This window comes from Gordonibacter sp. RACS_AR68, from assembly GCF_030418485.1.
GTDB classification, from domain to species: Bacteria; Actinomycetota; Coriobacteriia; order Coriobacteriales; family Eggerthellaceae; genus Gordonibacter; species Gordonibacter urolithinfaciens.
In genome coordinates this window covers 20,422-42,136 of the sequence record NZ_JAIPUP010000009.1, presented here as the reverse complement: position 1 = coordinate 42,136, position 21,715 = coordinate 20,422, and the positions used below count along the sequence as shown (strand labels likewise).

21 protein-coding genes and 3 tRNA genes are annotated in these 21,715 nt (G+C 65.1%); 13 read left to right on the top strand and 11 right to left on the bottom strand.

Annotation, left to right across the window (positions count from 1 at the left end):
- Nucleotides 1–110 precede the first annotated feature (110 nt).
- On the bottom strand, nucleotides 111–986 hold the full coding sequence (locus K9U15_RS14055) for a LysR family transcriptional regulator (protein WP_161959758.1): 876 nt from the start codon (nucleotides 984–986) through the stop codon (nucleotides 111–113).
- 455 nt (nucleotides 987–1,441) lie between these two features.
- On the opposite strand from K9U15_RS14055, the gene K9U15_RS14050 reads away from it, so the two are divergent.
- Nucleotides 1,442–2,224, top strand: a complete 783-nt coding sequence (locus K9U15_RS14050; RefSeq protein WP_301156413.1) for a glucose 1-dehydrogenase — start codon at nucleotides 1,442–1,444, stop codon at nucleotides 2,222–2,224.
- A 454-nt stretch (nucleotides 2,225–2,678) separates the two neighbouring features.
- Here the strand turns inward: K9U15_RS14050 and K9U15_RS14045 are convergent, their stop codons facing one another.
- Together K9U15_RS14045 and K9U15_RS14040 are read right to left on the bottom strand one after the other, a co-directional pair.
- Complete coding sequence (locus tag K9U15_RS14045) at nucleotides 2,679–3,164, bottom strand: tRNA (cytidine(34)-2'-O)-methyltransferase (RefSeq protein WP_123674225.1); 486 nt, start codon at nucleotides 3,162–3,164, stop codon at nucleotides 2,679–2,681.
- Complete coding sequence (locus tag K9U15_RS14040; protein WP_301156411.1) at nucleotides 3,161–5,275, bottom strand: ABC-F family ATP-binding cassette domain-containing protein; 2,115 nt, start codon at nucleotides 5,273–5,275, stop codon at nucleotides 3,161–3,163. Before K9U15_RS14040 ends, K9U15_RS14045 begins: the two co-directional genes overlap by 4 nt.
- A gap of 196 nt (nucleotides 5,276–5,471) precedes the next feature.
- On the opposite strand from K9U15_RS14040, the gene K9U15_RS14035 reads away from it, so the two are divergent.
- The 3 genes from K9U15_RS14035 to K9U15_RS14025 all read left to right on the top strand — a co-directional run bounded on the left by K9U15_RS14035 (nucleotide 5,472) and on the right by K9U15_RS14025 (nucleotide 6,312).
- Nucleotides 5,472–5,624, top strand: a complete 153-nt coding sequence (locus tag K9U15_RS14035) for a hypothetical protein (RefSeq protein ID WP_161959759.1) — start codon at nucleotides 5,472–5,474, stop codon at nucleotides 5,622–5,624.
- 96 nt (nucleotides 5,625–5,720) lie between these two features.
- Nucleotides 5,721–6,101: a MerR family transcriptional regulator gene (locus K9U15_RS14030; RefSeq protein WP_096228372.1), complete on the top strand. Its 381-nt coding sequence runs from the start codon at nucleotides 5,721–5,723 to the stop codon at nucleotides 6,099–6,101.
- A gap of 136 nt (nucleotides 6,102–6,237) precedes the next feature.
- A tRNA-Val gene (locus K9U15_RS14025) sits at nucleotides 6,238–6,312 on the top strand.
- 141 nt (nucleotides 6,313–6,453) lie between these two features.
- On the opposite strand, the gene K9U15_RS14020 is transcribed toward K9U15_RS14025, so the two are convergent.
- From K9U15_RS14020 to K9U15_RS14005, 4 genes are all read right to left on the bottom strand, one after another.
- A complete protein-coding gene (locus K9U15_RS14020) occupies nucleotides 6,454–6,753 on the bottom strand; it encodes a hypothetical protein (protein WP_096228371.1) in 300 nt (99 codons plus the stop codon).
- Between the two features lie 12 nt (nucleotides 6,754–6,765).
- Complete coding sequence (locus tag K9U15_RS14015) at nucleotides 6,766–7,281, bottom strand: DUF6125 family protein (RefSeq protein WP_301156408.1); 516 nt, start codon at nucleotides 7,279–7,281, stop codon at nucleotides 6,766–6,768.
- A 132-nt stretch (nucleotides 7,282–7,413) separates the two neighbouring features.
- Nucleotides 7,414–8,073 (bottom strand): DUF3887 domain-containing protein, encoded by a 660-nt coding sequence (locus K9U15_RS14010; RefSeq protein WP_123674228.1) that lies wholly within the window; start codon nucleotides 8,071–8,073, stop codon nucleotides 7,414–7,416.
- Entirely contained in the window at nucleotides 8,070–8,411 is a 342-nt protein-coding gene (locus K9U15_RS14005) for a PadR family transcriptional regulator (RefSeq protein ID WP_096228368.1), read from the bottom strand. The genes K9U15_RS14010 and K9U15_RS14005 overlap by 4 nt, the downstream gene beginning before the upstream one ends.
- A 171-nt stretch (nucleotides 8,412–8,582) precedes the next feature.
- On the opposite strand from K9U15_RS14005, the gene trpS reads away from it, so the two are divergent.
- The gene (trpS, locus tag K9U15_RS14000; RefSeq protein WP_123674229.1) at nucleotides 8,583–9,629 is read left to right on the top strand and encodes a tryptophan--tRNA ligase; all 1,047 of its coding nucleotides are present in this window, start codon (nucleotides 8,583–8,585) and stop codon (nucleotides 9,627–9,629) included.
- A gap of 65 nt (nucleotides 9,630–9,694) precedes the next feature.
- Here trpS and K9U15_RS13995 read toward each other — a convergent pair.
- From K9U15_RS13995 to K9U15_RS13985, 3 genes are all read right to left on the bottom strand, one after another.
- A tRNA-Ile gene (locus K9U15_RS13995) sits at nucleotides 9,695–9,769 on the bottom strand.
- Nucleotides 9,770–9,881: 112 nt separating this feature from the next.
- On the bottom strand, nucleotides 9,882–11,129 hold the full coding sequence (locus K9U15_RS13990) for a CynX/NimT family MFS transporter (RefSeq protein WP_161959760.1): 1,248 nt from the start codon (nucleotides 11,127–11,129) through the stop codon (nucleotides 9,882–9,884).
- 156 nt (nucleotides 11,130–11,285) lie between these two features.
- Nucleotides 11,286–11,360 (bottom strand) — tRNA-Asn (locus K9U15_RS13985).
- Between the two features lie 605 nt (nucleotides 11,361–11,965).
- On the opposite strand from K9U15_RS13985, the gene K9U15_RS13980 reads away from it, so the two are divergent.
- From K9U15_RS13980 to K9U15_RS13945, 8 genes are all read left to right on the top strand, one after another.
- The gene (locus K9U15_RS13980) at nucleotides 11,966–14,368 is read left to right on the top strand and encodes a molybdopterin-dependent oxidoreductase (RefSeq protein WP_161959475.1); all 2,403 of its coding nucleotides are present in this window, start codon (nucleotides 11,966–11,968) and stop codon (nucleotides 14,366–14,368) included.
- A gap of 28 nt (nucleotides 14,369–14,396) precedes the next feature.
- The gene (locus K9U15_RS13975) at nucleotides 14,397–14,741 is read left to right on the top strand and encodes an oxidoreductase (protein ID WP_087190620.1); all 345 of its coding nucleotides are present in this window, start codon (nucleotides 14,397–14,399) and stop codon (nucleotides 14,739–14,741) included.
- Nucleotides 14,742–14,812: 71 nt separating this feature from the next.
- A complete protein-coding gene (locus K9U15_RS13970) occupies nucleotides 14,813–15,010 on the top strand; it encodes a hypothetical protein (RefSeq protein ID WP_015539933.1) in 198 nt (65 codons plus the stop codon).
- 86 nt (nucleotides 15,011–15,096) lie between these two features.
- Entirely contained in the window at nucleotides 15,097–16,155 is a 1,059-nt protein-coding gene (locus tag K9U15_RS13965) for an amidohydrolase family protein (RefSeq protein ID WP_301156404.1), read from the top strand.
- A gap of 85 nt (nucleotides 16,156–16,240) precedes the next feature.
- Entirely contained in the window at nucleotides 16,241–17,710 is a 1,470-nt protein-coding gene (locus K9U15_RS13960) for a nitrate/nitrite transporter (RefSeq protein WP_123674242.1), read from the top strand.
- A gap of 191 nt (nucleotides 17,711–17,901) precedes the next feature.
- Nucleotides 17,902–19,287: a CynX/NimT family MFS transporter gene (locus K9U15_RS13955; RefSeq protein ID WP_096228361.1), complete on the top strand. Its 1,386-nt coding sequence runs from the start codon at nucleotides 17,902–17,904 to the stop codon at nucleotides 19,285–19,287.
- 110 nt (nucleotides 19,288–19,397) lie between these two features.
- A complete protein-coding gene (locus K9U15_RS13950) occupies nucleotides 19,398–19,670 on the top strand; it encodes a hypothetical protein (RefSeq protein WP_087190615.1) in 273 nt (90 codons plus the stop codon).
- 253 nt (nucleotides 19,671–19,923) lie between these two features.
- Entirely contained in the window at nucleotides 19,924–21,384 is a 1,461-nt protein-coding gene (locus K9U15_RS13945; protein ID WP_096228360.1) for a helix-turn-helix transcriptional regulator, read from the top strand.
- 36 nt (nucleotides 21,385–21,420) lie between these two features.
- Here K9U15_RS13945 and K9U15_RS13940 read toward each other — a convergent pair whose 3' ends face one another.
- Nucleotides 21,421–21,714 (bottom strand): Txe/YoeB family addiction module toxin, encoded by a 294-nt coding sequence (locus K9U15_RS13940; protein ID WP_087190613.1) that lies wholly within the window; start codon nucleotides 21,712–21,714, stop codon nucleotides 21,421–21,423.
- Between the last annotated feature and the right edge of the window lies 1 nt (nucleotide 21,715).

Genomic DNA, 21,715 nt, shown 5'->3' with positions numbered 1-21,715 from the left:
AGTCCATTGTGCGGTGGGAGTATCCGTTGGAAAAGATGCCTGAAATCTGTCGCTAACGTGGTTTCGAAGAGGGTCGACAAACCATGTTTGTCAACCAAGCAAATTTGAGCCTATGCGTCGAGGTAGCTCTTCCTAAGCCCTTGAATGAACCGCATGATGGTTGCCAAGCGGTTCGACCGCTTCGGATACAAGGCGTAGATGCACCAGTCGTACCGGGTATCGTCGAACGGGACGGCGCGCATGCCCTCGGGAAGGCTCTCGACAAAGTAGCTCGTCGCGATGCCCACTGCCTCGTTGCGCTTTATCCCATAGAGCCCCGAGGCGGTCGCTGCGATGGACAGGTTGGAGAAATCGTAGCCCAGGGAACCCAGCTGGGAGAAAAGCGGCTCGTATTGAAAGGACGACTCCGACATAAGCGCTATACGCTGATCCTTCAAGTCGAAGACGGAGAGCTGGGATCTTCGAGCCAGAGGGGACATTTCGTTTACGAGGACGTACGCCTTCAGGCGGTTGACCTCCTCGAAGCCACATTCGGGAAAATCGCGCTGCATGCACAGGGCCAGGCCCACGTCAGCTTCGTCGGTGCAGATAGCATGGTAGCAGTCCTCGCAGCCAACCTCGAGCAGTTTGATGCCCCGATCGAACTGGTAGAGGTACGACTCGACCTTTTCCGGAACCCGAGCCAGAAGGTTGTACGTCACCGCCGCGCGCAGCCCTGCCTCTGCAGGCACTTGGCCGACCGACAGCGCCTGCAGCGCGTCAACGCGACTCAGTATCTCGTCGACACGACCCGCGACCTCTTGGCCTGCAGGCGTGACGACCACGCTGTTGCCCCGCCGCTCGAAGAGGGGGAGGTTCAGCTCGCGCTCCAAAGCATTAACCGAATGGGCGATGTTCTGACGCGACGTGAAGCACTGCCCTGCCGCCCGCGCGAAGCTCGAGTGGTTCGCCGCCGCCAGGAAATAACGCAACTGTTGAATCTCCATAATGGCCCAACCCCAAAGCGCACTATCGGATCTGCTCGCCGTTGCCGAGGCGTCGCATCCAGAGGCTTCTGCGCGCCATCGCATTATCCCATGATACTATTCAGAGCGCCGTTCCGAGGCGGAAACAATCGATTATATCCAACCAGGCGGAGTTTGCGGGCATTCAAGGAGCCGGAGGAGTTGACGCACGGCGGAAGCGTCAGGTTCCAACGGCAGAATGCGGGTCAGCCGCATCATGGTTCACTCCGCCTGCCGCTGGAGGCCTGCCTCCCACCGCTCGCGTTGGTGGCTATCCGCAGCAGACGCCCTAAACACCGCCTGCCATCGAAGACCCGATATGAAGCAGCGGGCATGGTACCCTGCGGATGCGGTTTCGCAACCGCATGACAGATGCAAGGCCGCTTCGCATCCCGCCTCTCTTACGGCGCCCGCCCTACCGAAAAGGAGCACCCAGCATGCCAGACATCCTTCCCAGCCCTATCCTCGCAGGCCAGACCGCCGTCATCACCGGAGGCGCGTCCGGCATCGGCAAGAGCATCGTCCGGCGCTTCCTGGAGGCGGGCGCTAACTGCCTGGCCGCTGACCTCAACGAGGAGGCCCTCGCCGCGCTCAAGCAGGAGTTCGCCGCGTACGTCGACAAGCTTGACGTCGTCAAGGTCGACGTGTCGGACCGCGACGCCGTTGAGGGCATGGTCGACCGCGCCGTGCAGACGTTCGGCCAGATGGACGTCATCGTGAACAACGCCGGCATCATGGACAACCTGCTGCCCATCGCCGAGATGGACGACGACGTGTGGGAGCGCCTGATGAAAGTGAACCTCAACAGCGTCATGTACGGCACCCGCAAGGCCGTGCGCTACTTCCTCGACCGCGGCCAGGGCGGCGTCATCATCAACACCGCATCGCTGTCGGGCCTGTGCGCCGGGCGCGGCGGCTGCGCCTACACGGCCTCGAAGTTCGCCGTCGTGGGCCTGACGAAGAACGTCGCGTTCATGTACGCCGACACCGGCATCCGCTGCAACGCCATCTGCCCCGGCAACACGCAGACGAACATCGGCGTGGGCATGCGCCAGCCCAGCGAGCGCGGCATGGCGAAGGCCACGACGGGCTACGCCGGCGCCACCCGCTCCGGCACTCCCGAGGAGATATCCGCCGCCGCCTTGTTCCTGGCCTCCGACCAGGCCGGGTTCATCAACGGCGAGACGCTCACCATCGACGGCGGCTGGAGCGCGTACTAGGCTCCCTCGCGCGGACGCGCGGTACGGCACCCGGGGCGAACCTGCTCGGCGTGCGCCGAAGGCGAAGATGCTCGCAGCACCGCATCGGCAGGCCCCTTGCTCGCACAGGCGCATGTCGCGGCGCAAGGAAGGCGATGATCAAGCGCGGCCCTTCCGCGTTGGCACGCCATGGTGCGCGCGACGTTTGCAGCCAAAGGTAAGGCGCACTTTGAGAACCATTGACGCGCAATAAGGACCCCGGTGCCAAAAACGGGCCGGTTTGGCAATCCATACTGGAAAGATAGGTTTAAGAGAAAGAAAACCGACCTGGGCAAACGCTCTCCTTGCGGGCCGCTGGGCCTCGAAAAGACCCAAACATCCCCGACAAGGTTGCCAAACCGGCTCGTTTTTGGCAAAGAAGGACCTTTTCTGCGTCAGCGGCAGGCAGGGGAACCCGCCGCCGCGGGCGGGCGCCTCATGCGCCGGCGCACCCTCCGAGACCGTAGTAACCCTGCTGGCGAAGGGCCTCGTAGACCGCCACGGCCGCGGCGTTGGAGAGGTTGAGGCTGCGCAGGCCCTCTCGCATGGGGATGCGCACGCAGCGGTCCGCATGCGCCTCGATGATCCCCAAGCCCAGGCCGCGGCTCTCGCGGCCGAACACGAGGAAGGCGCCCGGCCCGTAGAAGACCTCGGCGAAGGAGCGGTGCGCCTGGCCGGTGAACAGATGCAGCTCGGAGCCGCCGTGCGCCTCGAAGAACGCTTCGGCGCACGGCCAGCGTACAAGGTCAACCTCGTCCCAGTAGTCACAGCCGGCACGCGCGAGCTGCTTGCTCGTGAGGCGGAAGCCCATCGGCTCCACAAGGTGCAGCCGCGTGCCCGTGCAGGCGCACGTCCGCGCGATGTTGCCCGTGTTCTGCGGAATCTCCGGCTCTACGAGGACGATGTTCAACGGCTCGCTCACAGCCCCTCCGCCTGCCTGGCCATCTCTTCCTCCAACTCCTCGGTGAGCGAGAACCACTCCTCCTCGGCGGCGGCCAAGCGCTGCTTGATCTTGGCGTGCTCGGCCACGGCGTCGGACGAGGCATCCTCGTTGATGTAGAAGTCTGGGTCGGCCATAAGCTCCAGGAGCTCCGCCATGCGCGCGTTGTCGCGCTCCATCTGGCGATCCAGCTCGGCGATGCGCTTGCGGTGGTTCTTCAGCGCGGCGTAGGCGCGGTTGCGCGCCTCGGCCTCGCGGCGCTTCTGCTCCTTGGTCTTGGGCGCGCTCTCGCGCGGGGCCGTGAGCTCGACGGGCTGGCCGGCGGGTTTCGCGGCGGCGACCGCTGCCGAGGCCGGGCGGTCGCGGCGGTTCACGTTCACCACCGTCTTGGAGCCGTATCCGCCTGACCCCTTCGCGGTCTTGCCGCCTTCGCCCTTGCCAGGGCCGCCCTCCCCCATGACCTCGTCCACGAGCGAGCGCTCCTCGGGCGCGGGGCCGTCGAGCTGGCCGCTCTTGAACAGGTAGTAGTCGTAGTCGCCGTCGTAGTTGGTCACGCGGCCCGGCTCCACCTCCACGATGCGGTTCGCCACGCCCTTGATAAGGTGGCGGTCGTGCGTGATGAAGAGTATGGTGCCCTCGAACGCCTTGAGCGCCTGCTCCAGGATGTCGGCGCTCGCAATGTCCAGGTGGTTCGTGGGCTCGTCCAGGCACAGCAGCGGCCGGGGCGCCACGAGCATCTTCGCCAGCGCCAGGCGGCTCTTCTCGCCGCCGGAAAGCACGCTCACGCGCTTGTCCACCGCGTCGCCCGTGAACAGGAACGCGCCCAGGAGCGTGCGCACCTGGGAGATGGTCCAGCCGGGCGCCACGCGGTCCAGCTCCTCGAACACGGTGTTGCCGGGGTGCAGCTCCTCCAGCTGGTGCTGCGCGTAGTACGTCTTCGTCACATGCACGCCGTACTCGATGGTGCCCGCGTCGGGCGCAAGCGCGCCGGCCACCATCTTCAGCAGCGTGGACTTTCCCGCGCCGTTGGGGCCCACGAGCGCTATCTTGTCGCCGCGGTACATGGTGAAGTCGAAGCCGTCGTACACCGTCTTCTCGCCGAAACGCTTCACCAGGCCGCGGGCGCGCACCACCTCGTCGCCGGTGCGCGGGGGCTGCTTGAAGTTGAAGTGCACGGTCTTCTTCTCCTCGGGAAGCTCGATGCGCTTGATCTTCTCCAGCTTCTTCACGCGATCCTGCACCTGCTTGGACTTCGTGGCCTTGTAGCGGAACTTCTCGACGAACGCCTCCATATGGGCGATCTCCTCGGCCTGCTTGGCGGCCTCGGCGCGCAGGCGCTCCAGGCGCTCCTCGCGGATGCGCAGGTAGTCCGAGTAGTTGCCCTTGTAAAGGTTCACCTGGCCGTTGTCCACCTCGGCCACGCGGTCCACCATGTTGTCCATGAACGCGCGGTCGTGGCTCACCACCACCACGGTGCCGGCGTAGCCGCGCAGGAAGCCCTCGAGCCACTTCACGCTCTCCAGGTCCAGGTGGTTCGTGGGCTCGTCGAGCAGCAGCACCTCGGGGTTGCGGATGAGCAGCTTCGCCAGCGCGATGCGCATCTGCCAGCCGCCCGAGAACTCCGTGGTGGAGCGGCGCAGGTCGGCCTCCTTGAACCCGAGGCCGAACATGACGCTGCGCACCTTCGCCTCGATGGTGTAGCCCCCCAGCACCTCGTAGGCGTCGCGGGCGCGCCCGGCGGCGGCCAGCTGCTGCTCGGAGGGGTCATCGCCCAGCTCGTGCTCCAGCTTGTAGAGGCGCCGCTCGGCTTCCAGCACCTCTACCTGGGAGGACATGACCTCCTCGAAGATGGGCTGGTCGGCCATCTCGATGGCCTCCTGCTCCAGGTAGCCCACGCGCGCGCCCTTGGCGAACAGCACGCGGCCCTCGTCGGCGTCCTCCTGGCCGGATATGATGTTGAGCATGGTGGTCTTGCCGGCGCCGTTGGGGCCCACGAGCGCCAGGCGCTCGTACTCCTCGAGGCGGAACGTCACGTCGTGGAAGAGCTGGCGCCCTCCGAACGACTTCGCTATATGTTCGAGCTGCATGATCATGGTGCGTGCGTGCTTTCTGTCGCAGGTTTCATCGCGGCGCCGGAGGAACCGGCAGCGCCTTTGCCCGCCCGCCCGGCGATGCGCGGTCGGCCAGGGGGCGCAACTTGTCTATGATAGCGGAAGAGGCCGCGTACGGCTAACGGCTTCGCCGATCCCAGAAAGCAACCACGAACGAGCACGACGGGAGGCACTTCGCATGACCAGGAATCCGAACACCAGCATCGCCGACCTCCATCCGACAGACGCAGTCCACACCACCTCGAAGGCGGATCCCCGCACGCTCGGCTCGCTTCTGGCCGCAGGGTTCATCATCGTGGTGTCGTTCATCGTCCGGCACTTCTACCAATAGCGTCGCCGCAGCCTCGGCGCGTTTTCGCGCAACCCCTTGACTTGGAGCGTGCTCCATGTGCTTCAATGCGGGGCGGAGCGGGAAAGGAGCCATAAGATGAAGATCGCGGAAGTGAGCAAGCAGTACGGGTTGAGCGCCGACACCCTGCGCTATTACGAGCGCATCGGCCTCTTGCCAGGAGTCACGCGCAATGCAAGCGGCATACGCGACTACAGCGAGCAGGATTGCGCACGCGTGCAGTTCGTCAAGTGCATGCGCGGTGCCGGCGTGTCCATCGAGGCGCTCATCGAGTACATGCAGCTGTTCGAGCAGGGCGAGCAAACGGCAACTGCGCGCAAGACGCTGCTGGAGGAACAGCGCGAGCTGGTGGAGAAGCGCATTGCCGACATGCAGGCCGGCCTCGATCGCCTGAACGCCAAGATAGAGAACTACGAGGAGATGCTGGCCGCCGAGCGCGTGATCCGCGGCGATGCATGAGAGCCCTCGCCCACGGCGGAGCACCCAGTTGTCGGCAAGTTTTGAAGATTCCCGGCAAGAGCCCAAAATCAGCCCTTGCACAATGACGGAACTACCGTTAGAATATCCAAGCACGTTGCGACAACGCAGCGAAAACGGTCGCTTGGCTCAGCGGGAGAGCATCGCCTTCACACGGCGGGGGTCACAGGTTCAAATCCTGTAGCGACCACCAGAAACTTGCAGGCCAGAAGCATATCTTGCTTCTGGCCTTTTCATTTCCCAACAGACGACGACCCGTCCGCAAATCATACGCAAATGAATATCGGCAGGCTATCCTGACCTCGATAATGGGAGTTTCCAGGTTTGTCCTGCCTCATGCACCACCTGTATAGCAGAACGCCCAAAAGGCGAGGCCGAAGAGGGATATCACCGTGACGGCTGCGAGTATATAGCCCGACCAGCCCTCCCGCGGCCCCTTCTCTATCGCGTTGTCCAAGAGGCGCCCCAGCATTTCGCTCCTTCTGACCAAACGCTCAAGCGGGCCGACAAGCTCCGAGACCAGGAAGGCCGCGAAGATCATGAGAGGAAACGAGAACACGAGGAAAAAGCCTATCGGGTTTGCGAGGATCGCCAGCCCGCTCGGATCCAACTCGATTCCCAGCCATTCGAACATCCCCGCTCCTCTCTAGGGCACTCGCAGGGTGAAACGCCAAGCGCAGCTGCAGGTGTCATCGGTTACGTTAGGATAACAGCTCAGGCAGGTGCAGGACAGACGCTCGTCGATGCCGCGGGCGAACGCCGGATGCTCCACGACTCCCACTTGCTTGCAGGGATGGTAGCCCAACCCTTTTCCATGGCGCGCCTGCTGCACGCGGCACGTCTCGATGCGGTACACTACGGCGCCCTCCTCACGGCGCACGGTGCACGCGTTCGCCACCGACTGGAAGCGCAGCAGCAACGCTGCGGCCAGGCCGTCCAGGCCGGGATGCTCCCCCAGCCCCAGCAGCGCCTTGAGCCGCCGCGCCTCGGTGAGCCCGAAGCGCTCCCACGCCTCGCAGTCGTAGCGCATGGCCGCCTCCATGCCAACGTCGCGCTCCGTCGCCTGGAACCACACCCCGTCGAGCGCGATGGCGTTTTTTGCGTATGCCTCGACTAGCTGCTCCAACCGCTCCCGCGACAGATGCGCCAACGCTTCGTTCATGGAAGGCCCCTTTCGTCAGATCCCCACAGTGAGAGCAGCTGACACGGCCACGCCGCATGCCGCCTCTGCCACGATCGACCACTCCACAGCAGAACCTCCTTCACCTGCGGCCGTCCAGCACCCCGGCAGACCTTAGCCGAAATAGATGCCGATGAGCTGCGCATCCGAGTTGAGCGATATCTGGTAGACGACCGTGGCGTTCTCGTATACGGCAGCCATGCGCACCACGGTTCCGGTCACGCCCCCTTGGGTGAGATCGGACACGTACGCTTTACCGAACGACACGAACGCGCCCCAGTTCTCGCCGACGGCGGCACGGGCCTGGTCGATACCCTCCTTGGACAGGACCTTCGCCATGGTTTCGTCCGACAGCGCGCGCAGGGCGTCGAAATCGTCCGCGTCGAGCAGCGTCACAACCTCCTGCGCACGCTCCACGGCAGCCTGCTCGTCGAGCCCGGTTGCAGCGCCGGGCGACGTCGCCTTCGGGAACACCCACCAGGCGGCCGCCGCGAGCACCGCCACCACCACGACCACCGCGACGGCCGCGACGCCGGCCGCCCTTAGACGACGGCGCTTCCTGCCGGCGGCGAGCTCGCCCTCGGACAAGCCCTCGTTGAACTCGCGGGCGACCTCGCGCGGGTCGCCCATACGGGCCTCCACCTGCTCCCACGCCTCGCCCGCGGCGAGCGCAGAGGAGATGTCGGACTCCAGGTCGTGCACGAACTCGTCGCGGCGCGCCTTCGAGCACGCCAGGCGCTTCGCCACCGCTTTCGCATAGGCCTTCTCGTTCATCGCTCCTCCTCCATGATCGACCGCACGCATCCGTCGAACTCGTTCCATACCGCGTACATCTCGTCCAGCGCCTCTCGGCCCTGCTCCGTGATGGCGTAGTACTTGCGCGCGGGCTCTTTCGCCGTTTTGGCCGCTAGGCGGCTCGCCACCAGGCCGTTGTCCTCCATCCGGTACAGAATGGGGTACAGCGTGCCCTCCTTCAGCGACACGGTGCCGTCCGAGCGCTCGCACAGCTCGCCGATAAGCTGGTAGCCGTACTTCTCCTCGTGCTCGAGCAGTTTCAGCACGAGCATGTCCAGCGCGCCCTTCTTCATCTGCTGGGCGAACCTCTGCTGCATCGACGCTCCTCGTTTCTGTTACTTAGCATTACTAAATATAGATGATCGTCCCACGCTGTGCAACGGATGAAACCGCAAGCGGCAAGAGGAACCGCGAGCGGCCGCGCGGAAGAACCGCTATACTGGACGGCAACGTTTTGCCCGCATGATACATGAAAGAGACTTGAACCCATGAGCATCGACAGCTACGAAGCCAGCCGCAAGCGCTCCGACGAGATCCGCGCGGACCTGCCCGAGCACCCCGAGAAGTACACCATGTTGACCGGCGACCGCCCCACCGGGCGTCTGCACCTTGGCCACTACTTCGGCACTATCCGCGAGCGCGTGGCGCTGCAGGACCTGGGCATCGCCACGCGCATCATCATCGCCGACTACCAGGTGATCACCGACCGCGACACCACGGCGAACATCGCCGACAACGTGCGCAACATGGTGGTGGACTACCTGGCTTGCGGCATCGATCCCGAAAAGACCATCATCTTCACGCATTCGGCGGTGCCGGCCCTGAACCAGCTCATGCTGCCGTTCCTGTCGCTCGTCACCGAGTCCGAGCTTCTGCGCAACCCCACGGTGAAGGCCGAGCAGGACGCCTCGGGCCACGCGCTCACGGGCCTTCTGCTCACCTACCCCGTGCACCAGGCGTGCGACATCCTGTTCTGCAAGGGCAACATCGTGCCCGTGGGCAAGGACCAGATGCCCCACATCGAGCAGACGCGCCAGATAGCCCGCCGCTTCAACGAGCGCTACGGCCACGTGTTCCCCGAGCCCGACGGCCTGCTGAACGACGCGCCGGCCATCCCCGGCCTGGACGGCCGCAAGATGTCGAAGAGCTACGGCAACGCCATCAGCCTGTCGGCGACCGACGCCGAGACGGCGAAGCTCATCAAGAAGTCGCAGACCGACGCCGACCGGAACATCACCTACGACCCCGAAGGCCGCCCCGGCGTGTCGGCGCTGCTCACCACGGCAGCGCTCTGCACGGGCCGCACGGAGGCCGACATCGCCGCCGAGATAGGCGACGGCGGGTCGGGCACGCTCAAGAAGTACGTCACCGAGAGCGTGAACGCCTACCTGGCCCCCATCCGCGCGCGCCGCGAGGAGCTGCTGGGCGACCTGGACTATATCGAGGACGTGCTGCACGAGGGCAACCGCCGCGCCAACGAGATCGCGGACGCCACGCTCGACGAGGTGCGCGAGACCATGGGCATGGTGTACTAGGCGGCACCTAAGAACAGCATATAGAAAAAAGGCCGGGTGCAGGAAGCATCCGGCCTTGTCATCTCTGGTGGGCCCAGCAGGACTCGAACCTGCAACCAAGGGATTATGAGTCCCCTGCTCCGCCATTGAGCTATAGGCCCTCGAACAGCGCCTCGCCATTCTATATCAAAATCGGCCCCCTTGCCAAGAGAACGTCGCGCCCGAGCGAAAAACCCCGCAAGGCAACGACAACCGCGCGTCGAGCGAAGGAGCTTAGGCACCCTGGGCCGGGGCAGATCCTCCCATGAGCCTCAGCAGCAGCAAGGACAGCGCCGCGCCGGTCAGGCTCACCGCCACGAGGATAGCCGAGAGGACCGCTGGCGCGCTTTCCATGAGGCCGCCGATAAGCGGCGTGCCGATGCCAGCCAGGTTGCCCATGAGCATGAACAGCCCGATGGCCGCGCCGGCGAAGGCGGGCGATGCGGGCGTCTCGGGCACGATGGTGAACCCCACCGCCGGCATGATGGAGAGGGCCAGCCCGCCCAGCAGCATGAAGGGGACGATCTGGTCGACCGTGTACACGTAGGCCCCGCCCAGCACCGCAGCTGCCAGCGCCATGCTCGCCGCCAGCAGCATGATGCGACCGCGCAACGTGCGCACTCGCACGAGCACGAGCCCTGTGGCGAACGCCCCCGAGATCATACCGATGGTGAGCAGGCTCGTATATGAGTTGGCCTCGGCGGCGCCCAGGCCGAGCTGCGTCTGGCAGTAGAGCGGCGCCAGCGTCAGAAGCGACAGCACGCCGACGTTGTACAGGAGGAACACGGACGACACCACCCAGGTGGCGGGCGACTTCAGCGCACCGGCGAGCGAGGTCAGCAGGACGCTTCCTCCCGCGCCCGCTCCCGCCTCCGGCCGCGGCCCCTCACGCACCGCAAGTGCATAGACCGCCGCCAGAGCCGCGGTCAGCGCCGCGCACAGCCACCAGAGGCCCTTCCAGCTGGACGCCACGGCCGGGTCGATGACGAGGTTCGCCACGTTGAGCACGGCAAGCATGCCCAAATCCATCCAGCACGACCAGACGGCCATAGGGATGCCGCGCCTCTCGGGCGGGAAGGCCTCCGCGATGATGGCCGGCGAGACGACGCCGGTGAGCCCGTAGCCCACGCCCTCGAGCGCACGCGACGCCAGAAGGGGGCCGATATCGGTGCAGAGGGCGCCCACCGCGCTGCCGAGCGCCGCGCACGCCAGGCCGAACAGTCCCACCCGCTTCGGCCCGAACCGGTCGGCCAGACCGCCCGCCGGCAGCACCAGGACCACAGCCACCACGGTGCACACCGTGACGAGCCAGCTCCCCGCGCTCGCACCGATCCCCAGGTCTGCCGTAAGCAAGCTCAACGAAGCCGACACCTTGAAGAGGTTCATGACGATGACAATGCCCGCCGCAATGGCCAGCACGCCCATCAACATCGAGCTACGGCGTGCGCTCCTGCGCGCCGCTCCCCTGTCCGAAACGCCCATGAGTCCCCCGACCCCCTGTTTGTCCCACTCGCCGGCTCCTGTCGGCTCCTGGCCCCTGCGCCGCACGTCGCCAAGCCGGTTTCGGGATCGCATTCCGCCTTCGCAGCTCCGAAAAGAAAAAGGCCAGAAGCGCGTTGCTTCTGGCCTGTGGTTTCATGGCTCCCCGGGTAGGATTCGAACCTACAACCCTCCGGTTAACAGCCGGATGCTCTGCCGTTGAGCTACCGAGGAATGAGCCTTGGCGCTTCCCGTCTCGGTCGCGCGCAAGTGAAGATTATACCGGAACGCAGCCTTTGCGCAAGACCGAATTTGCGTAAATTCACTTACCCTCAAATTCGGCGGCAGATTCAGCACCTGCAATGCTCGACGCAACGGAGCCGCGTTGGGCAGTTCGTTCCAATATCGGATGCGACATGCAGCTTCGGCATCATTACGCAGCCCTGGCGGGATCTCCCACATCATCAAACACGCGAAGCGGGTACGCCGGCTCGATCGCAACTGCCCCGTGGCGGCCTAGCAGCCGCCTCCTCTCCATCCCTACCCTTTTAGCACGCCCTTCGCACCGGCGCCCCTTCCTGGGCTTGCTTCTTAATTCATAGCGTATTCCCAGTTGGGAGTCTCATACCAAGAGGATTATCGCCGAAAACGCTCGGGTTGGAATAATGAAAAGGGCTTCCTCATCATCTGCGGGGGACGCCGCTCCACGAATCCTCCTTATTCTGGCCCCGTTCGGAATCGTGCCCGCCCACCGCGCGCGCAAGCCGCGACGGAACCGGGCCGGAGACGACCCCGATGCGAGACGAGAACCGATGAGAAGCAACGAGAAGGAGGAACGTATGGCCGATTCAGCCCAGGCCCCCGTGCAGGAGCACTGGAGCGAGACCAACGGGAAGAAGTACCGCCGCGGCTCGCGCCTGCCGAAGAAGACCGACACGCGCCCGCCCGTGCCTGCTGCCGAGACGCCGAAAGTGCCTTGGACGTGGGAGGAGGACGGCATGACCGTCATCCGCGGCACCGCGCGCAGCGCGCCTGGATGCCACAACGTGTGCGGCATCCTGTCCTACGTGAAGGACGGCAAGCTGGTGAAAGTGGAGGGCGACCCGGAGGACCCCTACAACCAGGGACGCCTGTGCAGCCGCTGCCTCTGCATCCCCGACTACGTCTACCATGAGGACCGCCTGACCAAACCGATGAAGCGCGACCGCGCCGACCGCGGCAAGGACAAGTTCGTGGAGATCAGCTGGGACGAGGCCTACGACATCATCGTGCGCGAGTTCAAGCGCGTCGTCGACACGTACGGCGCCGACAAGATCGCCATGTGCCAGGGCACGGGCCGCGATATCCACCAGGTAACGCGCCTGAACGCCTGCGTGGGCTCCCCGAACGAGGGCGTGCCCTACTTCGCCGGCAACTCGTGCTACCTGCCCCGCATCGCGTCGATGGCCTGCATGCTGGGCGGCGCGTGCGTCATGGACTGCTCGCAGTTCCTCCCCCAGCGCTACGATGATCCCCGCTACACGGTGCCCGAGTACTGCATCGTGTGGGGCCACCAACCCTTCTACAGCAACGCAGACGGCTTCTACGGCCATTGGATCACCGACCTCATGAAGCGCGGCATGAAGGTGGCCGTGGTGGACCCGCAGCTCACGTGGCTCGCGGCCCGCGCCGGCGAGGACTGGCTGCGCGTGCGTCCCGGCGGCGACGGCGCGCTGGCCATGGCCATGCTGAAGGTCGTCTGCGACGAGAAGCTCTACGACCAGGACTTCTGCGACAAGTGGGTGTACGGCCTGGAAGCCGTGTGCGAGCGCGTGGCGGAGATGGACCTGGACGACCTGTGCGAGAGGGCCTGGGTGGCCAAGGAGGACGTGCAGCGCGTGGCGCGCACCTACGCCGCATCGAAGCCCGCCGCCATCCAATGGGGCGTGGCGCTCGACCAGCAGACGGGCGGCCAGCAGGCAGCGCACGCCATCACGGCCCTGTGGTGCATCACCGGCAACCTCGACGTGCCCGGCGGCAACGTGATGGGCGACGCCTGCTGGGGCATCGAGCAGCCGAACTGGACCGGCACCTGGGGCTGGGACGAGCTCATGACCGAGGAGGAGCAGTCCAAGCGCATCGGCGTGGAGCGCTACCCCATGTTCGCCGTGGGCTTCAAGAACCTGTCCTCCAACGCCACCATCGAGGCGTGGCAGCGCGGCGAGATACCCATCCGCGCGGCCTACATCGTGACGAACAACTTCCTGGCCACCATGGGCGCCCAGGCCGCCCAGCAGCTGGAATGGTACAAGCAGATCGACTTCATCGTGGTGTCCGACCTGTTCATGACCCCCACCATGATGGCGCTGGCCGACGTGGTGCTGCCCGCCGCCACCTACGAGGAGCGCGACGGCTTCGGCGGGCTCAACGCCTACCGCATCAGCTGCATCAACAAGGCCATCGAGCCCGTGGGCGACTCCAAGCCCGACAACACCATCTTCCTGGAGCTGGGCAAGCGCCTGACGGCGGCCATCAAGCCCGAGAACCAGGACATCGCCTGGCCTTGGGACGACGTGCAGGAGATGTGGGACTACGCCCTTGAGGACGGCGGCTTCACCTGGGACGAGCTGCGCGAGTCCACGTGGAAGTACCCCGAGTTCAAGTACCGCAAGTACGAGACGGGAGACCTGCGCCCCGACGGCCAGCCGGGCTTCCGCACCGAGACGGGCCGCGCGGAGATCTACTCCATGGTGTTCCACCACACGTCGTGGTCGGGCCTCGACCCGCTGCCGAGCTACGTCGAGCCGGTGGAGAGCCCCTACAGCGCCCCCGAGGACGTGGAGGAGTACCCCTACATCGTCACGTCCGGCGCGCGCGTTCCGCACTTCTTCCACTCCGAGCAGCGCCAGGTCAAGAAGCTGCGCGCCCTGCACCCCGACCCGCTCGTGTACCTGCACCCCGACACCGCAGCCGCCAACGGAATCGAGGAGGGCGACTGGGTGTGGCTGGAGAACAAGCACGGCAAGTGCAAGTACAAGGCCGCCTTCAACGACACCTACGACCCGCGCGTCATGCAGGCCGAGCACGGCTGGTGGTTCCCCGAGCGCAAGGACGCGGCCGAGGAGAACGTGGAGAACGAGCAAGAGGGCCTGTTCGGCGTGCTGGAGTCCAACATCAACAACCTCGTGCCCTTCGACGCCGGCGTATCGGGCTTCGGCTCGAACTACAAGGCCATGATGTGCAAGATCCGCAAGGCCGACTAGCAGCCGCGCGACGGAAAGGATGAGAGACATGGCTTACCAGGGAATTTTGGTCGACGTCGACTACTGCACCGGCTGCGAGGCGTGCGTGCTGGCCTGCCAGCAGGAACACGGCTACACCGAGGCGCAGTTCGGCCTGAAGATCACGAAGCTGGGCCCGCTGCACATCGACGAGGCCAAGAAGGACTACCAGTACGACTTCATCCCCCAGTTCACCAAGTGGTGCGACCTGTGCGCCGAGCGCGTGGGCAAGGGCAAGCAGCCCACGTGCGTGCAGCACTGCCAGGCCCAGTGCCTGGACTGGGGAGACGTGGAGGACCTCGCGAAGAAGGTCGACCGCGAGAAGCAGATGATCGTCGCCATCAACGAGGCGTAGATCTGTCGGGCCGCGGGCGCCGTGCCAAGGCGGGGCGCCCGCGGAAAAGGGAACCAGGAAGGAGGACGGACATGGCCCAGAGATTCGAGGACGATTTCGGCGGGAGGATCGCCGAGAAGCTGATGAACGTCGACGTTCACCTGACGCGCGACTTCAGCCGCTCGGTCACCGAGCTCGAACGCGAGCAGGGCCGCATCGACTGGAAGGACCGCTGCGGCGCCAACATGAAGAAGATCGCGGAGCGCGAAGTTACACCGATCTACCGGTAACCCGGGCGGGCTGCCCGCCCCGCGCCTCGCCGCCCTGCGGCCAAGCGGCGCGGGGCGGGCGCCCGTCGAGAGAAAAAGGAGAGAACATGGCAGACAACAAGGTCATCGACATCAACATGCACTTCCTGCCCACCGACCTGTTCACGAACGAGGAGGTGCTCAACGGCTTTCTGTACTCCGCCCCCATCACCATGGGGCTCAAGGCCTACCGCGGCAAGACGCCCGACAGCGCCAAGGACCAGATCGTGCTTGCCACCGAGGACGGCAAGGACATCCTGAACTACGTGGAGGGCGACTACACGCTGGAGACGAAGCTCCGCGCCATGGACGAGGTGGGCGTTGACATCGCGCTTCTGCGCATGCCGGTGTGGCAGGAATGGCTGCCGCTCGACATGTGCAAGATCGTGAACGACCAGGCCGCCGAGATGTGCCGTCAGTCGGAAGGGCGCCTGTACGCCAACGCCGTGCTGCCGCCGTGGGGCCGCAAGGAGGATATCTACGAGCTGGAGCGCTGCCTGGGCGACCTCGGCATGGTGGGCGTGCAATTCGCCTGCTGCTACGGCGACAAGTTCCTCGACGACGAGCTGTTCAAGCCCTACCTGAAGGTGCTCAACGACAAGAAGGTGCCCTGCGCCATCCACCATACGCCCGGACAGAACTCGTTCGGCAACTTCGCCGACTACACGCCCCTGCGACGCGAGCTCGGCCGTATCCACGTGCAGGCCACCGCAGTGGGCCGCGAGGTGTACTCGGGCATGTTCGACGAGTTCCCCGACCTCAAGTTCATCCACACGATGTTCGGCGGCAACTGGTTCGCGCTCAAGGACCTGCTCGCCCCGCACGTGTCGGTGAAGAAGAAGGAGGCTATGAACCGCCTGGCCACCAACGTCGACCGCGAGGCGTACGACCGCTACCTAGCCAACAACATCTACTTCGACATGACGCACCCCATGAGCTGGAGCAAGGACCAGCTCGAGCTCGCCGTGAAGACGTGCGGCGCCGACCACCTGCTTCTGGGCTCTTCGTTCCCCGTGTTCTACGAGTGGATGGCCCGCTCGGTGGGCTCGGTGAAGGCCCTCGACGTCACGCAGGAGGAGAAGGACCTCATGCTGGGCGGCAACGCGGCGAAGCTGTTCAACCTGTAGGGAAAGACGGGAGGGGCGGAGCCCCTTCCCGGCAGATCCGTCGACGCCGCGCAAGGAGGCGTCCGATGAAAGAGGGGAAACCATCATGAGCAATCCGAATGCCGCCGTAGCGGCAAGGGAAGCCAAACCTGTTGAGAAGACGCCGTCGTACGCCTGGCCATGCCTCATCACGTCGGTCCTGGCCGGCATCGCGCTGGTCTTCGCCTGGCAGTGGCTGCCGGGCATCACGTTCCCGGTGTTCAAGAACTGGCTGGCCGAGAACAACGCGCTGTTCGCCAACCCGGCCAACTTCGAGCTGATGTCGAACGTCATGGGCCTCGTGCCTATCGGCGCGCTGATCATGGCCCTGCCCGCCTCGTACCTGGTGCGCAAGATCGGCCCGAAAGCCGCGACCGTCGCCGGCCTCGCGCTCGGCGCCGTCGGCACGGCCGTGAGCGCCGTCTTCGTGGGCGACAACTTCTACGCGTTCCTCGTGGGGCGCTTCATTCTGGGCGTGGCCCTGGCCACCACCATCGTCGCAGGCCCCACCTGCGTGTCGGTGTGGTTCCCCGATGCCACGCGCGGGCGCGCCATGGCCATCTGGTCCATCTGGGCGCCCGTGGGCATCTTCGTCATCAACTTCATCGGCAACAACGTGTTCGAGATGGCGGGCAGCGACATGGTGGCGTTCCAGTGGATCTGGGTCGCTGTCATCGTCGTGTTCGCCGTGATCTTCGCCATCGTGTTCCGCGAGCCGCGCGAGAACGAGCGGTCGCAGGTGTCTCCCGAGCGCAAGTCCTTCAAAGAGGTCCTTCCGTTCTTCAAGAGCCGCCAGCTGTGGTGCCTGATCCTCATGTTCGCCATCTACAACTACGTCAACTACGGCTTCAGCCAGTACCTGAAGACCTGGATGCAAACCCCCGAGCTGCTGGGCGGCCTGGGCTGGGATGCGGCGGCCGCCGGCCTGTGGGGCGGCCTGATCTGCGCGTGCGGCGCGCTGGCCCCCATCGGCGGCTTGATCCTCGACAAGACGCCCAGGGATAAGAAGTACCTCTGCGTCGTGGTGGGCATCCTGTTCCTGGCGCTCGCATCCGCCACGTTCTCGCAGGTCACGTTCTTCCTCCCCTACGTCGTGTTCTTCTGCGCCGGCAACATGCTGCTCAATGCCTGCTGCCGCCCGCTCGTGCCGACGTTCGTGTTCAAGGGCGGCGCCACGGCCGTGGCCTTCGGCTTGTCGTTCCTGACGCTGGGCCAGTACGCGGGCCAGATGTTCACGAGCTACGTCATGCATCCGTTCAGCGACACGCTGACCGCCGCCTCCAATGTGGCCATCGAGGCCAAGCAGGCCGTGCTCGCTTCCGGCGGCACCCCGGCCGACTTCGGCCCCGCCATCGCACAAGCGGCCCAGGAGGCCGCCGCCGCTGGTATCCACGTCGACCCTATGCTTGCCGTGTATGCGCTCGTGCCCGTGAGCATCGTGGGCATCCTACTCGCCTTCGGCGTGAAGCCCTCTAAGAAGCAGGCCGCGAGCGCTCCCGCCGGCAAACCCGCAGACGAGGCAGCCGCACAGCACTAAGACCTTACACCCAACTTCAAAGCGGCGGAGCGGAATTCAATTCAACGCTTTGCCGCTTGCGGAGCAGCTCCAGTCAGCATAAGGGCAGAGTCCTTGCCTACGGAAAAACCAATTTCACGGGGCGACTGCGGCGAGCAGCGCCCCTTCCCTCAAGCCTGTATCCCCGCGTTCGCGGAGAGAAGGGACTAATCATGAGCAACAACCATCAAAACGACGTGGCCCGCAACCGCCAGCGCAAGGGCTGGATCGTGCTCTTCGCCTTGCTGTTCTGCGGCATCATCGTCATTATGAACCAGTTCAAGGTGCCCACGTTCATGGGCGCCCTCATGCACGACTTCGGGACCGATCCGGGCACCACCGGCTGGCTCATGTCGGTCATCGCCGTGGCCGGCATTATCACCGCGTTCCCCTCGGCGTTCCTGCTCAACCGCTTCGGCCCGAAGCGCGTGGGCCTCGTGGGCCTGGCCTTCATGGTGGCCGGATGCGCCGTGGGCGCGCTGTCATACTCGTTCGCGCAGCTCATCGCAGGACGCGTGCTCGAGGGCATCGGCGTGGCCATGATGGGCGTGGTGGCCACCACCGTCATCTCCATGTACTTCCCCCGCGAGAAGGCGGGGCTTCCCATGGGCATCTGGAACCTGTGGTACGTCGTGGGTTCCACGCTCGCCTACAACATCGGCGTGCCGGTGGCGCTCGCGCTCACGGGAGACCCGACCAACTGGCATGCCTGGTGGTGGTTCTCCGACGTGCTCGCCCTCGTGTCCTTCGTGGTGTTCGCGCTGTTCGTGAGCGTGCCGCATGCCGGGCGCGGCGTGGCCGCCAAGCGCGAGCGGGAGACGGGCGAGAAGCAGCACCGCCCCGCCGCCATCCTGCTCGAGGGATTCAAGGTGAAGCGCATGTGGCTGTTCGGCCTGGGGTTCTGCTTCCTCATGTTCACCTCGCTCTCGGTGCTCACCTGGGTGCCCACCTACGTGCAGGGCGTGGAGCTGGAACGCATGCTGGCAGAAGGCATGGACCTTGCCGCCGCTCAGGCACAGGCCGGCGTGTCCGGCGGATCCATGGCCTCGCTCGGCTTCGCGGCCTCCATCCCCATGGCGCTGGTCACGGCTTTCCTGCTGGGGAAGTTCCAGACGCTTAAGGCGCGCAACGTCATGGTGATCATCGCGGGGTTCTGCGCGTTTTTCTACGTGGGCGCGTTCCTGGTTCCCTACGAGTACCTGCCCGCCTATCTGGTGCTCTTGGGCCTCGAGAGCGGCTGGACGAGCGGCGTGGTGTGGTCGATGGTGCCCGTGACCATGCCCAAGCGCGTGACCATGCCGGTGGGCATGGCCATCATCATCTTCTTCCAGGGCATCTCGAACCTTCTGTGCACGCCGGTGGTGGGCTATATCATAGGCGAGGCCCAGGTATGGACCAACGTGGCGCCGCTCTGCGCGGCCACGGCGGCCGTGGGCACGCTGCTGTGGATCGTCTACGTGGCCATGAAGCCGCCGGTGTTCGAGGAAGACGAGGACGCCGCGCAGGATACAGCACGCTCGGACGGTCCGATGGGCGAAGGACGCCCGGCGGCCGCATAAGCCTTCGGAGCCGCAGGAGGGGTGCGAAGGGCACCCCTCCTGCGCATGGCCGTAGGCCGCGCCGAAGAACATCGGCCACCGCCAAGCAAGACGAGGTAGAGAAGGAAACCATGTACGAGAAGCGCATGAACGACCAACCGGGGGAACAGCCCGACGCCGTCACGGGCGCCACGAGCCTGGCCGATGCGGCGGCCGCCCTCGACCCCGGCCAGCACGGAGGCGCTCCGGCGGCGCCTCCCCCCTGCCCGCCTCCGGGCACCTGCGATGCCGACGCCGTCACCGGCGCCACCCCCGGCGTTGCCAGCGCATGCCGCGAGCTGGGCATGTCGTCGGTGGACAGCGTCGTTCGCGAACGCGGGATCAAGCCGCCGGGGGTAGCCTGAGGGCGGCGGACGGCTCCCTGTGCCGACGGGCACGCATGCGCATCTGATGGAGCTTGCCCTGCTTCCGACCGTCGGCAAACTATAGGGAGCGGCTCTCCGCCTGCGCCGGAACGGCCCTCTCGCTCTCCTTTTGATGTATACTGAGGTTCCGGAGATGTTGGGGTCCGCGTCCTGAATCGGTGTCCGGCAGGCCGCGCCGATCGTGCTCAGTTTCTCCAACGACGTTCAAGCCGGGCACTGCGGGGGGAATCAGATGGACGACGGCAAGACCGTGGACATGCGCCGCATCGGCGCCATGGAGCTGCTGGGGATCGGCGGGTTCTCCTGCTTTTTCGGGTGGATGCTCGTATCGTACTATTGGCTTTTCGCCGAGTTCATCCAGGACACCCCCGTAGCCGAGCGCGACGCCATCCAGTTATTCGTTTTCGCAGGTCTGGCACTGGGATATTTGTCCCTGCACCTTCTTGCCAAGAACTCCCGGTTCGATCCGTTCAGGCTGTCCGCGCTTGCGACCGATGCTGCGCTGGCGCTGCTCTTGCCCATCGCCGCCCTGTTTCTGGGCCTCGGCGTGGACGTACCCTCCCCAGTGCTGTGCGTCGTGAACCTTTGCGCGGGCCTGGGCGGCGCATCGCTGACGGTGAGCTGGCTCGATGCGAGCAGCCGTATCAGGGTGAAGAGCTTTCCTCGCTTCACGAGCCTGTCGCTCGTGGGCGGCGGGGCGCTGTTCGTCCTCGCCGCCATCGTTCCCGAGGCCGTACAGCCCGTGTTCTGCATCGTCTATGCGCTGCTTAGCGTCGGCCTCCTCCGTTTCGCCGGCGAGCGAGCCGAAGGCAACGCCGATGCGCCCCCCGCCGGCTCGTGCAAGAACACCTGGGAGTTCACCTGGGAGATAGAACCCTCGCTCGTGGCGTTCGGCATCGTGTTCGGCCTGACGTTCGTGTACCTGTTCAACTCAGGCCAGCAAGACGTGCTCGTGGGCCTTCTGTTCGTGATACCCGGTGCCGGCTTGATCGCCGTGCTCGCGCTTTCGGGCAAAGCCGTGGGCATCACCGTCATCCAGCGCGTGTTGCTGTGCATCACCGTGCTGGCATGCCTCTCCATGCCCTTCGCCACCGAGGCCATCCAGCTGGCATGCTCGTGCCTGGTCGTGGCGTCGTGGGCGGCGTTCGTATCGGTGAACTACGCGTTCATCGTGAAGAAGAGCGTCGAACGCTGGGACACGCCGGTGTTCCGCCAGGCGCCAGCGCGCCTCGTGTTCAGCGCGCTGGGCTTCCTCGTGGGCTGGGGCGTGGCCACGGGCATGACCATGGCCTACGGTGCCCATTCCGACGCGTTCATGATCGTGCGCCTATGCATGGCGTTCGTGCTCGTTGCGGTGGTCATGCTGTTCTTCCCCTCGAAAGAGCACCATGCGCCAGACGGCGGGACGATCGGCGCCCGCGAACCCGCCGCTCCCGTGCCGTCCAACCTTAGCGAGAAGGAGCTCTTCGAGCGCCGCTGCGCCGCCGTGGCCGAGCTCTACCAGCTCTCCCCGCGCGAGACCGATATCTTGAAGTTCCTGGCGAAGGGGCGCAACGCCGCCTACATCCAGGGCAAGCTCACCATATCGCCCCACACGGTGAAGAGCCACATCTACAGCATCTACCGCAAGCTCGACATCCACTCCCAGCAGAAGCTCATGGACTTCGTGGAGGAGTTCCCGGTGGAGGACTAGCGGGACGGCGCGGGAAAGCGGCAATGCGCCGGAAGGCTAGAGTCCCTCGTAATGGGTCCACATGCGCACGACTTTGACCGTGCCATCGAATTCCTCGCCACCCTCGGCAAAGGGCTCTGCATATACCTGATAAACGAGCCGATGCTGCAGGTTGATGCGCCGCGAATAGAGGCCCGAGAGGTTCCCCACAAGCGTTTCGTAGGCAGGAGCCTCTTGAAAGGGATCATTCTTAAGCACCTCGACAAGTGCTTTCGCCTTCTTGTCGAGACCAGCGGCTTTAAGCTTCTTTGCATCCTTTGCAGCCTGCTTCGTGAACTTCACTGCATACATA

Bases quoted from the DNA above. Each gene is read 5' to 3' on its own strand.
- K9U15_RS14055 (WP_161959758.1), bottom strand. From the start codon at position 986: ATGGAGATTCAACAGTTGCGTTATTTCCTGGCGGCGGCGAACCACTCG.
- K9U15_RS14050 (WP_301156413.1), top strand. From the start codon at position 1,442: ATGCCAGACATCCTTCCCAGCCCTATCCTCGCAGGCCAGACCGCCGTC.
- K9U15_RS14040 (WP_301156411.1), bottom strand. From the start codon at position 5,275: ATGATCATGCAGCTCGAACATATAGCGAAGTCGTTCGGAGGGCGCCAG.
- K9U15_RS14035 (WP_161959759.1), top strand. From the start codon at position 5,472: ATGACCAGGAATCCGAACACCAGCATCGCCGACCTCCATCCGACAGAC.
- K9U15_RS14030 (WP_096228372.1), top strand. From the start codon at position 5,721: ATGAAGATCGCGGAAGTGAGCAAGCAGTACGGGTTGAGCGCCGACACC.
- K9U15_RS14020 (WP_096228371.1), bottom strand. From the start codon at position 6,753: ATGTTCGAATGGCTGGGAATCGAGTTGGATCCGAGCGGGCTGGCGATC.
- K9U15_RS14015 (WP_301156408.1), bottom strand. From the start codon at position 7,281: ATGAACGAAGCGTTGGCGCATCTGTCGCGGGAGCGGTTGGAGCAGCTA.
- K9U15_RS14010 (WP_123674228.1), bottom strand. From the start codon at position 8,073: ATGAACGAGAAGGCCTATGCGAAAGCGGTGGCGAAGCGCCTGGCGTGC.
- K9U15_RS14005 (WP_096228368.1), bottom strand. From the start codon at position 8,411: ATGCAGCAGAGGTTCGCCCAGCAGATGAAGAAGGGCGCGCTGGACATG.
- trpS (WP_123674229.1), top strand. From the start codon at position 8,583: ATGAGCATCGACAGCTACGAAGCCAGCCGCAAGCGCTCCGACGAGATC.
- K9U15_RS13990 (WP_161959760.1), bottom strand. From the start codon at position 11,129: ATGGGCGTTTCGGACAGGGGAGCGGCGCGCAGGAGCGCACGCCGTAGC.
- K9U15_RS13980 (WP_161959475.1), top strand. From the start codon at position 11,966: ATGGCCGATTCAGCCCAGGCCCCCGTGCAGGAGCACTGGAGCGAGACC.
- K9U15_RS13975 (WP_087190620.1), top strand. From the start codon at position 14,397: ATGGCTTACCAGGGAATTTTGGTCGACGTCGACTACTGCACCGGCTGC.
- K9U15_RS13970 (WP_015539933.1), top strand. From the start codon at position 14,813: ATGGCCCAGAGATTCGAGGACGATTTCGGCGGGAGGATCGCCGAGAAG.
- K9U15_RS13965 (WP_301156404.1), top strand. From the start codon at position 15,097: ATGGCAGACAACAAGGTCATCGACATCAACATGCACTTCCTGCCCACC.
- K9U15_RS13960 (WP_123674242.1), top strand. From the start codon at position 16,241: ATGAGCAATCCGAATGCCGCCGTAGCGGCAAGGGAAGCCAAACCTGTT.
- K9U15_RS13955 (WP_096228361.1), top strand. From the start codon at position 17,902: ATGAGCAACAACCATCAAAACGACGTGGCCCGCAACCGCCAGCGCAAG.
- K9U15_RS13950 (WP_087190615.1), top strand. From the start codon at position 19,398: ATGTACGAGAAGCGCATGAACGACCAACCGGGGGAACAGCCCGACGCC.
- K9U15_RS13945 (WP_096228360.1), top strand. From the start codon at position 19,924: ATGGACGACGGCAAGACCGTGGACATGCGCCGCATCGGCGCCATGGAG.
- K9U15_RS13940 (WP_087190613.1), bottom strand. From the start codon at position 21,714: ATGTATGCAGTGAAGTTCACGAAGCAGGCTGCAAAGGATGCAAAGAAG.